Below are 12094 nucleotides of genomic sequence, written 5' to 3'. Positions count from 1 at the left end.
TGTAATAGTAGACAGTATATCAGTGTTTGTCTGACCCACTCGCGCTTTGTATTCAGCACGAGTGCGATGACCTCCCCAGTCGCTGTCACAAGCATCGTGCTGAATATAGAGGGTGTAGTCAGCAGTGGGCTTCTCCAGTGTCGGAACCTATGCCGGTCGAAATAGAGGCAGTTCTTAGTAGTTGTTCAGTGTGGGATTCTCTATGTGGGTCGATCGGGTTTATGCGGGCGTTGGGATAGCTGTCGCCCTCCTGGCGTCTGCGCTCGCACTCGCAGTTGCACCACTGTTCATGCCCGAGGGATACTCCTGGGTCACCCATACGACCAGTGAGTCGGCTGCGCAGGGTGTCGAAGCAGCGTGGATTGCACGCCTCGGGTTTCTCTTGTTCGGTCTGGGCGTTATCTGGTTGACGGTAGAGCGACGTGGTGCCTGGAAGCGGTGGGTAGCTGTGTTCCACACTGGGTTCGGCGTCTTCATGGTCGCCACAGCAGTGTTCTCGACGCGGTCGTGGGACGCGGTGGTGACGTACAATCCAGTCGAGGACGCCTTCCACTCAGCCACCGCTACCCTCCTGGGATTCTGTTTCGCATTCGGCGTCCTGACACTCCTCCTCCGACGATGGAAGGAACAGTTCGACTTCCGGTGGTTCGACGTGGTCGCTCTTGGCGCGACAGTCGTGCTACCGGCGGCGATGACGCTGTTAGGCCAGTTCGCTGGTGTCTTCCAGCGGCTCATGTTCCTCGTGGCGTACGTTTGGTACTTGCGAGAGGACTACCTGCTTGCAAGTCACTCAGACCACCACGCGAGGTCAGAGTCATGACCGATTCGCGCAGTGTATTCAGCACGGGTGCGATAATCTCCCCGATCACTGTCAGGAGTGCCGTGCTGAATAGAGAGCGTACATTTATCGATGTTATTGCCGAACTTCTGGGTGGCCATGTTACGCAAGATATTTACTGCGTTCGGCATCATCGAACTTCTCATCCCAGAGACGCTCATCACTGAAGCCGAGCAACTCGGACTTGAAAATCCGGAGGAGTGTGAATTACGGTCGTGGGCAGTGCCCGCTGCTCGGGTCGAAGGACTACTCATCGTGCTCCTCATGCAGCGAACAGACGCGTTATATTCGACGGTGAAGAAATTTCTTGGTCTTATCGGGATTCTCTCGCTGGTGTCTCCACGCGCCTACATCGACTACGTAGCCAAGCTAGCGTACACCGACGCCACCGTTTGTGAATGGAAACCGTGGGTGTATCAAGGGACTCGCCTCACCGGGTTGTTCTACGTTATCATCGCAATCAACGAACTGAGAAAGGACTAGCGGTCAGATTCGGCGATTGGGTTGTGATGATTACGCGCTCTCTATTCAGCAGCGTTACTGAAACCTATCACCGATTGTGGGTTTCAACAAGGCCGTTGCTCAGTGTTTCTCACCCAAACGACGTCAAACTCGACTCGGTATACTGACCTAACTCCTTCTCAATATCCGATTCACGCCACCCCAGCGGTGACAGCACACTCGCTGCCGCACGAACCAACAACTCCCGATAGAATCCGACATCATACTCGTCTACCTCCTCACTCGCCAACAGCACCCGTTCACGAGACTGCTTCGAATCGTCCACCACCACATACGACACACTTTGACCGGGCGCACGAGCCAACCCCAGATCAGCCGCCCGCTCTAGTGCCGCCACACTCCGCGTCGACTGCGTGTAGTCCTCCCTTTTCTTCGAAACCCGATTCGTGATCACCAACTCACTCGGATCGACCGCCCCACGCTCAAGGCGATCGACCCACGACCGCAGTTCCTCACAAACCGCCTCTGGATCACGACACGCATCCACCGCTCGAATCAACGCTTTCTGCGCGTCGTCGATATACGACGGCGTACTCCGTTGGCGACACTCGATGCCCCGATACTTGTACTCGTCTTCACCAGCGACCTTCCCGAAGTACTTCGTCAAGGCACCAGCATCCGAATCACGCAACGGGACGAACGCTATCCAGTCGTAGTGGGCTTCGTGTTCGAGCCGAATTTCTACCTGTTCAGAAATCTCCGAGACAAGCTTAGAGAGAGACGTTTGGTCCTCGTCTTCGATCGGCGTCACCCACACGCTATCGACGATACCATGCACAATACGCCACCCATGCTCCTCAAGCACAGCTTTCGTTTCCAACAGAATTTCCCGAGCATACGCATTGATCGCCTCGTGGCACTCGATCCGCCCGAACTTCGCATTCGAAAAGCCCTGATAGCCGAAACACGAGACCAAAATCCACTTGATCGCACTCGATTGGCCTTCCAACTCGTCGCGATGCTCTTCGTCCTCGGTTGCTCGAATCTCGGCTTTGATCGCATCCCGATCCTCAATCAACGGCTCAAGCACATCTGGCAGATAGCCTCGCTCGTCACAAATCGAATACCCGATGCCCGGCACATCCTCCCGACCGGCATGGCACTCACACCGGATCTTCTCCGGACTCACGTTCCGAGTGACGATGATATTCGGATACAGTGAGGAGAAATCGAGTTCGTGAACGTCCTCGTGCAACCCGACGTCCGGCGCAAAGGTGAACCCACCTCGATCAGCGTCGTGCAATTGGCGCATCGTTTTGAACTTCTCGTGTCGCCACGAGCGCCACGGAACCAAAACATCTCGTTCACGGGCTTCTTGGATCTGAATCCCGGTCAGAATATTTCCGATCGACGACCACGCCAACTCCTGCAGTGGTTTCCCCGATTGTTCGACGAGATACAGACAGCCATCGAGGTTCGTCTGGTTCCACATGAACGTATTCGAGCCATCGATGATCACCCGACCGGGCAGATTGTAGCGTGCCGGAGAGTGCCCGACCTGCCCGTAGCTTTCGTAGGTTGATTCACCCGCCAACTGCTGCCACCCAGGTCGTCGCCCAAGCTGGAACTCTACGTCGAGCCGATCGGCCTGCTGGAACAGAACTGGAATGAGGTCGCTCGTATTCAGGAAGAGTGCATCCGGATCAACCGACTCAACACGAGCCGACAATGTTGCTAATACGTCTTCGCCACTCCCAGTCACCGTCTCATCGTCTATCGTGAGTTCGGTAACTCTCTCACTCACTAGTTCCGTCTCCGGTACAGCAATCCGCATCTTCGAGAGTTCGTGGGTCGGCAGTGGGTCGATCTCCTCTTCGAGACAGTAGCGAAACTCTCGCGAGAAGTCGACGTTGTAACAGCGATACTCACCGGGCGAGCCCCACTTACTCACCATTCGGGCTACTGAATTCACCGCCTTGAGGTCAACCACATCCACCTGGAGCACTTGCTCGGGTTCGTGGCGAAAACTCACGCGTTCTTCGACGATAGCAACCCGAACAACGGCAGAGTGATCGCGAAGAGCAGCACGTGCCGTTGAAAAATCGCCGTCACCATGCACTGACACGTAGATCGTCGGCGTATACGACTCATCAACTTCACACTCTACCCCCGTCTCGGTCACCGACCATCTGAACACGTCGCCGTCGACGTAGTCGATTTTGTACACCATGACCTCATCCCTGACCGTTCAAATCTTCCTCTAAGTGATCAAGCCGTTCTTCCAAATCGTCGATCTGGATCTGCTGTTCGAGCAACATCGAGATTAGAATCGGCGTCTCGACGAACAATGGCTTGTGAACCGTGCTGGGATCGGTATGCAGCTGGGCATACTCGAAAAGTCGATCAAAGACCGCTTGGTCGGTCGGTCGAAGTGCTCGTCGATACTTGTCCCATCCTGCCTCGATTTGGTTGGCTTGGATCATTGCAAGTAAACACGACCACCAGGATCCTCTTAGGCAAGCCAGGGTCGCTTCCGAATATTCCAATAGATGAAATGTCGATGGAAATCAGTGTGAGTACTGGTCGTGCTGGCCACCAACTATGAAGTAAGACTCAACGTTCTGCTACCGTCAGTTTGGAGCGAATCAGTACGTCTCTCTCCAGAACGTTCTCTCCGAAATGAGTCTCGAACAGATCCCGGAGTACCGGTCGTCAGCAGCCTGATCGAATCCTTTCCGATTGGATTTTCCGAAAACACAGTTGCCACCAACGCTCACTTGGAGAAAGGCAAGGAAAGCCGACCGCAGGGCTCTCACAATTAGCCAAACCTTGAGCGTCGCATGATTGCGTCGGGAAATTGCCTTGACCAGTTGTGAGAGCGCAGTTAGAGCATCGGACGGAGGCATAAAACGCGTACCGGTAACACAAATGCTGATTGTAGATACCCACAGACGAAACCGACATATCAGTCAGCCTGCTCCGATACTTGCTCAATTTTGTAGTCAATAATCGGTGAGTCGAAGCTTCCCTTCGACCTCATAGAGGTGGCCCTTCATGTAGAGCCGTTCGATGATATCCTCGGCAGCAGGGCGCTCAAGATCCTCCTTGTCGTTGAGAATCGCATACGCTTGCTCGTACGTGAGCTCTCCCGCATCCGGAAGTGCGGTTGCGAGCGCGTCGAGCGCATCCTGCGCGAGTGGGGTGAGTGGCGACGTCCCATTCGGACCCATTGCTATCTCTGGATTTGAGAGCTGTACAGGTAAGTACACGGGATACCACCTGGTAGGATGGATACCCCACTTCTCACGGTCAACTCCGAACCGAGCGCATCTTCCAAGGCGAACATGCATGGGTTAGTATATTATACTAACCACACCACCGATTAATCCACATAACGGTCCTCGAGAACACACCAGAGAAAACGTACATAGGAGTAACCCGGAGAGAGCTTCCGTACTCTTCCCGAGCAATAGACGTAAACGGTATACCGATTGAGAAACGACTAGTGGGTATGAGTGACGCTGCGAAAAAGAATCTAGAAAATATGGGCCGAAAACTGCTCAAGCAGTCGCAGCACACGCCGCTCGAAGCCCGGATGAAAGCATTCCTCGCCGAGCATCAGGCACCTGATGATCTAAAGGAAGCGCGAGAGCGAGTAGCAGCAGGAAAACCCGTCTCTGACCTTGTTTCTGAAGACCGCGACGAACGATTCTAACCACAAATGCCGTCTTACTTTTTCGATACCTCTGCCCTCGTGAAGCGTTACTACGACGAACAGGGGACAGACGTGGTCGACACGATAGTCGAACCTGCCGAGAATAACATTCTCATCACCTCACTCGCAGTCATCGAAACGGTCTCTGCGTTTCGTCGAAAGCAGAATAGAGACTCAATCTCTCGCAAGGAGGTCGATTCACTCCTTGCAGCGTTTTTCGACGAAGCCCTCGCAGATTTCCAGATCGTTCCCCTGGACGAACAGCTGTTCGACTATGCGTTTGAACTCATTCTGGAAGACAATCTTCGAACACTCGACAGTCTTCAACTCTCAGCTGCACGTGCGCTAGCGACCAACGTAGAAGGTCTCACGTTCGTTTGTGCGGACAAGAAGCTCGTTGATGTTGCACAATCAAAGGAGCTTCCAGCGATCAATCCTACGACAGATGATGCCCAGTGACCGCCGAAAACAGATAGCACGAGCGCTTGCTCGCGGTGGAATGGAAGGCGTCCATGTCCTGAGCCACGAAAGCGCGGCTGAAATCCTGACACCAAAACGACGCGATCTCATCGCATCTCTCGCTGAGAATGAGGTTGCATCGGTTCGCCATGCAATCTACCGAATACAGCCGCTCGGCCGAGTGTATCGACCACCCAGACGGTTTCCAAACAAGTAGCAGTTCGAGTCCCCCACCGGCTACTCACCGGGAAGAGCCAGCGTCATGAGTGTCGTGACAGTGCGACTGACAGTTCCGAGCCGACGAGTCAGCATCTGGATACCGTCCCCCGTCATCTGTTAGGACGGGTGTGCCAGATAGGGAGAATTGATTCACCGGACAGACATCGACTTGATGAGCCAGAACGGTCTTTATTAGACTCAACGATTTAAGTGCTTATCACGAACGAGACAAACTCGAACGAGGCGACGGGGAAACTTGTCGTGGGAACATTCTTGACACTCGATGGAGTGATGCAGGCACCAGGAGGTCCGGACGAGGACCGTGACGGTGGCTTCGACCATGGCGGGTGGTCGGTCAACTACTGGGATCTCCAGATGGCCTCGCCCGACTCGTTCCGTCGTGCGCTCAACGACGCAAACAACCCCGAGATTACGGAAGCGGAGCTCAACGCGACCTGCCGAACACTGCTAGTCGCTGGGGAGCGAGATCTCCCGATGGTTAGACCCTCCAACGCGGCACTCGCCGACCTGATGCCTGAGGCTGAAGCCCGATACATCCCCGGGCACAGTCACGCTTGGATGAACCGGAAACGAGACCTCGATCAACGGATGGTCGAGGCGTGGATTACTGGCTCCGAACTGCCCGCAGAGCTTGAGCCAGAAACCACCTCATGGCCAAGGTCGAAGGTCAATCGACTTTTAGGCCAAAACCCTAATCGAGCGTAATCTGATGGGCCATTGCTGAATGCGCGCCCTGTATACACGTATGGAAATTCTGCGATTGAAGTAACGGTCGGCCGACTGCATTACTCTTTTTACCGAACACTCGCGTTACCAGCGGATGAGAAAATCATCAGAGGTCAAGACAATAGCTCTCGCCTCAACCGGTAGGCTGGGGACACGTGAATGCGGTAGCTGTGGCTCCTGCTTCCGGCGGCTGATTCCCTTCACTCCCTTTCGGTCGTTTCGGTGATCAGGCCAGGGTGATCGAACATCTCCCCGCAATCATGCAGGAAGTCGACCGTTTTCGTGGTCTGCAGATCGCACCGCTGAGGCACCAGTGCGTGAGGAAGAGATTCACGTATTCGGGCTTTCCCGGGTGGCGCAGCGAGCGCCACCCGGGCTGTCACGCCCAGGTCTCGGCTTCCTTCGCACGTGGACCATCAACAATCGCGCGGTCTTCGCCGCCGAATACAGCTCGGTCTCTTGTGCCTCATACTTTGCTCACGCTCTCTGGATATAGCAGAATTTCCATCGAGTCAGCACGACCGCTGAAACCCATCACTGATTGAGAGTTCCAAAAGGCCGTGACTTTTGGTTCTATGGAGGCGCAGGTACGCATCAGAATCATCCTCTATACTTGGAATCGCTAGAGAAACGATGTGAAGCTGTACATCCCGTGTTATTGATGAATCACCGTCTCTATTCGTCGGCTTCGTCCCTACGCCGAGACGGATGTGGGAGAAACTCGAACGACGAGAACCCGACTGATTGTGATATCACTCGTCTGTAGCCGACAATAGCCACACGACCGAAAAACTCCTCGTAGGTATCACGTAGTCATACTGAACTGCAGGAGAAACAAAATTGACTGGATCCCACTTCCGGAGATTCTGTACGCGAAATCAATTCTTATTGCATGGTTCACCGAGTCACTAGGAGATGGAATACACGACACTCGGTAACACAGGAATGACGGTGAGTCGAATCTGTCTCGGCTGCATGAGTTTCGGCTCGAACGACTGGCGCGATTGGGTTCTCAGTGAAGAAGAAAGTCGTCCGATCATCGAGCGGGCGATCGACCTCGGCATCAACTTCTTCGATACCGCAAATGTGTATTCGAATGGCGACTCCGAGCGGGTCCTTGGGAATGTTCTCGCCGACTACGAGCGCGACAATTTCGTGGTGGCGACAAAAGTTTATGGAGAAATGGACGAAACGAATCCAAACACCAGCGGTCTCTCGCGAAAGGCCATTGAACAAGAACTCACAAACAGCCTTGAGCGTCTCGGAATGGAGACCATCGACCTCTACCAAACACATCGATGGGACTACAAGACCCCCATAGCGGAAACGCTTCGTGCACTCGACGACGCTGTCCGACGGAACCAAGTCCGGTATATTGGTACTTCTTCGCAGTGGGCCTACCAATTTGCTGATGCACTTCATACGAGTGACAAGCTCGGTTACGACCGGTTCATCACGATGCAAAACCACTACAATCTTGTCTATCGCGAGGAAGAACGAGAGATGATGCCCCTGTGTGAACGTGAGGATATCGGTGTCATCCCCTGGAGTCCACTCGCACGCGGCTATCTTACCCGCCCACATGAGGCATTCCTCGAAACAGTTCGAGGTGAGTATATGGAAAACAGCCAATTTGCCGAACGAATAGCCACCTATCGGTCAAGCGGAGGCGAGGAAATTAATGAACGTGTCGAAGAACTCGCCGACGATAAAGGGGTCAAAATGAGCCAGATCGCACTTTCATGGCTCCTTCATCAACCAGCAGTAGATGCACCGATCATCGGGACAACGAGTGTTGAGCACCTCGAAGAAGCAGTCGAAGCACTCGACATTGACCTCTCAGAAAATGACATTGAGTATCTGGAAGCCCCCTATAGCCCGGTAGCAATCGATGGTCACGAATAGACACTGCCGGCTGTAACCAACGGCAAGCCGCATCAATTACTGGCAAGGCATGGAGTGAACGTGATGAAGCAGGTCGGTATGCTCTCTGGTCTACAGGCGGAGCAGGCCGAGTGCCTCGGGGCTTGCTCCCGAGAGGGTGAAACCTGTACGTTCTCTTTTACTTTCTCCCCGGGTAGCTCATTTTCAAGAGGCCTGTATTCCTGTCTTTAATTGGTGTATCATGGGCGACGAACAGGCTCTCGCGAAAATGATGGATTTTCAACTCGCCATCCAGAGTGACAACGAGAGCCTGCTACACGACGCCCGCCTCGAAGCGCGGTCAGCGTACAACGAAACCATCCGGCTCGGCAAGCAAGAGGTGGACTGGGACGTGATTCCAGACCGCGTAGCCGACGACGCCGACCTCGTGAAGAACACGACTCAGCGCGCCGTCGCCAAAGCACTCGGTGCGATGGAGAACTACTACGAGTACGACAACGATACCGCGACCCACTACGGCTGTGCGTACAAGAGAGACGAGTGAACAATCGATCAACAAAGCAGCGGTCTGATCAACGTCAAAACAAATCCTGCTTCGACAAAAAATCAGTTACGGTTATTCGATTTTCCAAGGACTCTGACGCTATCAATACCGAGCAGACGGCAGCCGCTTCCTGTCATCGCTTCGAGGACGAGATACTCGTCGTCGGACATGAGGTCGATCTCACGGGTGTGGAACTTCAAAACCGTCTCGTTGTCACCATCCCCGTTGAGGTCTTCCCGTGTCATTCGGATCGGTGTGGCGGCCTCTCGACCATCGGTTTCCGAGAGAAGTCGATCGATGTCTTCGCAAGAAACATCCTTCCAATCAGGATTCATGTAATCTTGGCAACCATTGAATTGAATATCGGAATTCCTACCTGATGGAACGAGGCGAATGCTCTCGAACTTCAGGTTGGGCCACCCGACAGCCACTGAGACGACACCGTTGTTTTTTAGGTTTATAGAGTTCGGACAACTGTCAGGTTTGACATCCACCCAGCAGGTCTTACAGCAGTCCGTGGCACTGGCCAGTCCCATGGATATCGGGACACCAATTGATGCAGTCGCCGTCGCGAGAATTCCCTTTTTGAGTATAGTTCGGCGGGTCTGAGGATACTGATTTGATTCCATTGAACTCGTAAACAGATAATCATGGAAGGTGATATAATTATCGATTATAAAAAAAGTTGGTTGTTGATACATATAATTTTAATAGTAGAGGAACATGAGTTGTTTTTGGTAGTACAACGGTCGAATTACCCATGTGTATTTTTTATATGAACGAATTCGGATTTGAGGACACGCTTGGCGCTGCGCTCACTCGTCTTAACTAACTCCGATACACTTGTTGAGACCATCCTCATCTCTCCACTACCCTCTTCAATCACACCAAGGCTTTGGAGATTACATGTGCCGAAATCACGAGTCAAGTCACGGTTAAGTTCACCGTTGACCACGAGTTGCTAGCTGAGTGGAACCCGCGATTTAGCAGCGATGCCCCCCATTCGCCTGAAGCGATCCATAAACTGAGTGTGGAACGCCGGATACTCATTGACGAGTCTAGGGTTCTGATGGGTCTCGACGTTGACTTCGTCGCACACGTAGAAGCCAAGTTCGTCCGCGAACTCGTAGAATTCGGGTCCGCGCGGATAATGCGAATTCCGGAGTGCGTCGACGTTGAATTGCTTTAGATGCTCGAACTCCTCGCGTCGTAAGTTCTCGGTTATCGTGCGACCGAGTTCCGGATGGTGTTCGTGGTGATTGACGCCCTTGAAGTCGACCGGTTCGCCGTTGACGTGGATCTTGCCGTCAAGAATCTCGTACTCGCGGAATCCGAACTTCGCGAGCTGGGCTTCGGTGGCCGACTGCGACCCGGACCGGCGGAGTTCGAATCCGACATGGTACAGGTTCGGGTGTTCTGCGGTCCATTTCATCGACGATACAACGTCGATCGAGAAGAAGACGCCAGCGCTATCGTCCGCCGGTACGTCGACGATGATTGACGTCGTCTTCACGCGCTTATAGTCGGGGTCGAAGAGGTGGGTGCGAAGCTCGTACGTTCCCACGTTGTCGCCGTAATCAACTGCTGCCCCCCTGGCTGTCGCCCAAGCTGGAACTCCACATCGAGACGATCAGCCTGTTGGAAGAGAATGGGAATGAGGTCGCTGGTATTCAGGAAGAGTACATCCGGATCAACTGACTCAACGCGAGCCGACAGCGTTGCTAACACGTGCGCACCACTCCCAGTCACCCTCTCATCGTCAATCGTGAGTTCGGTAACTCTCTCACTCGTGAGTTCCGTCTCCGAGACAGAGATCTGCATCTGTGAGAGTTCGTGGGTTGGCAGCGGGTTAATCCCCTCTTCGAGACAATAGCGGAACTCCCGCGAGAAATCGACGTTGTAACAGCGATACTCACCAGGAGAGCCCCACTTACTCACCATTCGTGCCACTGAATTCACCGCCTTGAGGTCGACCACATCCACCCGAAGTACTTGCTCCGGATCGTGGCGGAAGCTCACACGTTCATCGACGACAGTAACCCGAACAACGGCAGGATGGTCACGAAGTGCAGCACGTGCCGTCGAAAAGTCGCCATCACCATGGACGGACACGTAGATTGTCGGTGTATACGATTCGTCAACCTCGCAGGTCACTCCCGTTTCAGTCACCGACCACCTGAACACGTCGCCGTCGAAGTAGTCGATTTTATACAGCATGACCTCATCCCCAATCGTTCAAATCGTCCTCGACAGAGTCAGCTCCGCGTTGCAAAATACCGAAGTGATCTATATATCGATTCGCTAGTATGCAACAGTATGCTCACAGAAGGCGTGGTTCGCGCCCTTACTGCCCTCCACGGTGAGTAGACGGTCTCTGACCTTGCGACGAATCTCGATCGGAGTCTCAGCTACACCTCAAAACTCGTCGAGCGGCTCAAACAGCTGGCCTCGTTGAGACACGTCGACAGGGGAAAACAAAGCAGATTCGACTGTCGGACGCAAAGGCACTCGAGTTACTCACGGACCTCACCCAGCAGTATTCACACATCGACTGGCCGGAGCTGTTGTCAGGGGCAGCCCTCCGTGTGTGCTACTTCCTCGATACCCCACGGACTGCGACCGAACTCGCACGCCGCGCCGATGTCCACCGAAGTACCGTCCACCGTGCGCTACCCCCCGCTTCAACATCGCGGAATCGTCTACCAAACCGACGACGGTGCGTATACACTGAATGACGGCTTCGAAAAGCTGAGTGCATTCGCTCGTGAGCTTGCCCATCACGTCCACCGCCAGACTGTCGAAGAACAGACCGATTCCTACACGATTCTGTGGGAATCTCTCGACGAGTTTCTTGTCCAGACACCGACTGAAATCGCTGACGAACATTTCATTCCGACAGGCCCAGACCAATTCCAGCGATACGGCCTCCCGCTGTTGGCACGTGACCGTCGGTACTACCTCTATTCGGAGGCGACGAGCGAGCTCTCGCCGGAGATGTTGTGCTGCCACATGCTCGTGATTGATTCCGGCCCACGAACGCAGTCATACTGCCTGCTCTTGCTCAGTCACGTCGACATCGACCGCGACGAACTCCGAACCCAAGCCACCAAGTACGGCGTCGGCGACGTCGTCGACGACCTCTGCACGTATCTCGACACCAGCGGTTCCCAACGGACGTCTCGAGTGTAGAAGTGCCGATTCTTCTAACTTTTTACCAACGTATCAC

General features: G+C 53.9%; 12 protein-coding genes and 2 pseudogenes. 8 read left to right on the top strand and 6 right to left on the bottom strand.

Features of this window, described 5'->3' with window-relative positions:
• The first annotated feature begins 202 nt into the window (after nt 1–202).
• Nucleotides 203–820: a DUF998 domain-containing protein gene (locus tag ACR3FE_RS17525; protein ID WP_458208685.1), complete on the top strand. Its 618-nt coding sequence runs from the start codon at nt 203–205 to the stop codon at nt 818–820.
• Between the two features lie 117 nt (nt 821–937).
• Complete coding sequence (locus ACR3FE_RS17520) at nt 938–1321, top strand: hypothetical protein (RefSeq protein ID WP_458208683.1); 384 nt, start codon at nt 938–940, stop codon at nt 1319–1321.
• 109 nt (nt 1322–1430) lie between these two features.
• Here the strand turns inward: ACR3FE_RS17520 and ACR3FE_RS17515 are convergent, their stop codons facing one another.
• From ACR3FE_RS17515 to ACR3FE_RS17505, 3 genes are all read right to left on the bottom strand, one after another.
• The gene (locus ACR3FE_RS17515; RefSeq protein WP_458208682.1) at nt 1431–3530 is read right to left on the bottom strand and encodes a type B DNA-directed DNA polymerase; all 2100 of its coding nucleotides are present in this window, start codon (nt 3528–3530) and stop codon (nt 1431–1433) included.
• Between the two features lie 4 nt (nt 3531–3534).
• A complete protein-coding gene (locus tag ACR3FE_RS17510) occupies nt 3535–3783 on the bottom strand; it encodes a DUF8156 family protein (protein ID WP_458208681.1) in 249 nt (82 codons plus the stop codon).
• Between the two features lie 519 nt (nt 3784–4302).
• A complete protein-coding gene (locus ACR3FE_RS17505; protein ID WP_069452470.1) occupies nt 4303–4530 on the bottom strand; it encodes a hypothetical protein in 228 nt (75 codons plus the stop codon).
• A 281-nt stretch (nt 4531–4811) separates the two neighbouring features.
• On the opposite strand from ACR3FE_RS17505, the gene ACR3FE_RS17500 reads away from it, so the two are divergent.
• The 5 genes and pseudogenes from ACR3FE_RS17500 to ACR3FE_RS17480 all read left to right on the top strand — a co-directional run.
• On the top strand, nt 4812–5015 hold the full coding sequence (locus ACR3FE_RS17500) for a hypothetical protein (RefSeq protein ID WP_458208680.1): 204 nt from the start codon (nt 4812–4814) through the stop codon (nt 5013–5015).
• Nucleotides 5016–5021: 6 nt separating this feature from the next.
• Nucleotides 5022–5474, top strand: coding sequence for a type II toxin-antitoxin system VapC family toxin (locus tag ACR3FE_RS17495; protein ID WP_458208679.1), 453 nt, complete (start codon nt 5022–5024; stop codon nt 5472–5474).
• A 492-nt stretch (nt 5475–5966) separates the two neighbouring features.
• Nucleotides 5967–6419 (top strand): alpha/beta fold hydrolase, encoded by a 453-nt coding sequence (locus ACR3FE_RS17490; RefSeq protein ID WP_458208677.1) that lies wholly within the window; start codon nt 5967–5969, stop codon nt 6417–6419.
• A gap of 936 nt (nt 6420–7355) precedes the next feature.
• On the top strand, nt 7356–8345 hold the full coding sequence (locus ACR3FE_RS17485; protein WP_458208676.1) for an aldo/keto reductase: 990 nt from the start codon (nt 7356–7358) through the stop codon (nt 8343–8345).
• Between the two features lie 220 nt (nt 8346–8565).
• Nucleotides 8566–8823, top strand: a pseudogene (locus ACR3FE_RS17480) (RNA-guided endonuclease TnpB family protein); the annotation flags it as partial.
• A gap of 107 nt (nt 8824–8930) precedes the next feature.
• Here the strand turns inward: ACR3FE_RS17480 and ACR3FE_RS17475 are convergent.
• The 3 genes from ACR3FE_RS17475 to ACR3FE_RS17465 form a co-directional block, all read right to left on the bottom strand.
• Nucleotides 8931–9497: a twin-arginine translocation signal domain-containing protein gene (locus ACR3FE_RS17475; protein WP_458208675.1), complete on the bottom strand. Its 567-nt coding sequence runs from the start codon at nt 9495–9497 to the stop codon at nt 8931–8933.
• Nucleotides 9498–9829: 332 nt separating this feature from the next.
• The gene (locus ACR3FE_RS17470; RefSeq protein ID WP_458208674.1) at nt 9830–10432 is read right to left on the bottom strand and encodes a glycoside hydrolase family 2 TIM barrel-domain containing protein; all 603 of its coding nucleotides are present in this window, start codon (nt 10430–10432) and stop codon (nt 9830–9832) included.
• Nucleotides 10378–11085 carry a hypothetical protein gene (locus ACR3FE_RS17465; RefSeq protein ID WP_458208673.1) on the bottom strand — a complete coding sequence of 236 codons (708 nt, stop codon included), beginning with the start codon at nt 11083–11085 and terminating at the stop codon, nt 10378–10380. Before ACR3FE_RS17465 ends, ACR3FE_RS17470 begins: the two co-directional genes overlap by 55 nt.
• Nucleotides 11086–11184: 99 nt before the next feature.
• Here ACR3FE_RS17465 and ACR3FE_RS17460 point away from each other — a divergent pair.
• Nucleotides 11185–12057 (top strand): annotated as a pseudogene (locus ACR3FE_RS17460) (ArsR/SmtB family transcription factor).
• The last annotated feature ends 37 nt before the right edge of the window (nt 12058–12094 follow it).

Source organism: Haladaptatus rarus (genome assembly GCF_054177585.1).
The sequence above is the reverse complement of the archived record's forward strand: the minus strand, read 5'-3'. Positions and strand labels throughout refer to the sequence as shown.

Bases quoted from the DNA above. Each gene is read 5' to 3' on its own strand.
- ACR3FE_RS17525 (WP_458208685.1), top strand. From the start codon at position 203: ATGTGGGTCGATCGGGTTTATGCGGGCGTTGGGATAGCTGTCGCCCTC.
- ACR3FE_RS17520 (WP_458208683.1), top strand. From the start codon at position 938: ATGTTACGCAAGATATTTACTGCGTTCGGCATCATCGAACTTCTCATC.
- ACR3FE_RS17515 (WP_458208682.1), bottom strand. From the start codon at position 3,530: ATGGTGTACAAAATCGACTACGTCGACGGCGACGTGTTCAGATGGTCG.
- ACR3FE_RS17510 (WP_458208681.1), bottom strand. From the start codon at position 3,783: ATGATCCAAGCCAACCAAATCGAGGCAGGATGGGACAAGTATCGACGA.
- ACR3FE_RS17505 (WP_069452470.1), bottom strand. From the start codon at position 4,530: ATGGGTCCGAATGGGACGTCGCCACTCACCCCACTCGCGCAGGATGCG.
- ACR3FE_RS17500 (WP_458208680.1), top strand. From the start codon at position 4,812: ATGAGTGACGCTGCGAAAAAGAATCTAGAAAATATGGGCCGAAAACTG.
- ACR3FE_RS17495 (WP_458208679.1), top strand. From the start codon at position 5,022: ATGCCGTCTTACTTTTTCGATACCTCTGCCCTCGTGAAGCGTTACTAC.
- ACR3FE_RS17485 (WP_458208676.1), top strand. From the start codon at position 7,356: ATGGAATACACGACACTCGGTAACACAGGAATGACGGTGAGTCGAATC.
- ACR3FE_RS17475 (WP_458208675.1), bottom strand. From the start codon at position 9,497: ATGGAATCAAATCAGTATCCTCAGACCCGCCGAACTATACTCAAAAAG.
- ACR3FE_RS17465 (WP_458208673.1), bottom strand. From the start codon at position 11,085: ATGCTGTATAAAATCGACTACTTCGACGGCGACGTGTTCAGGTGGTCG.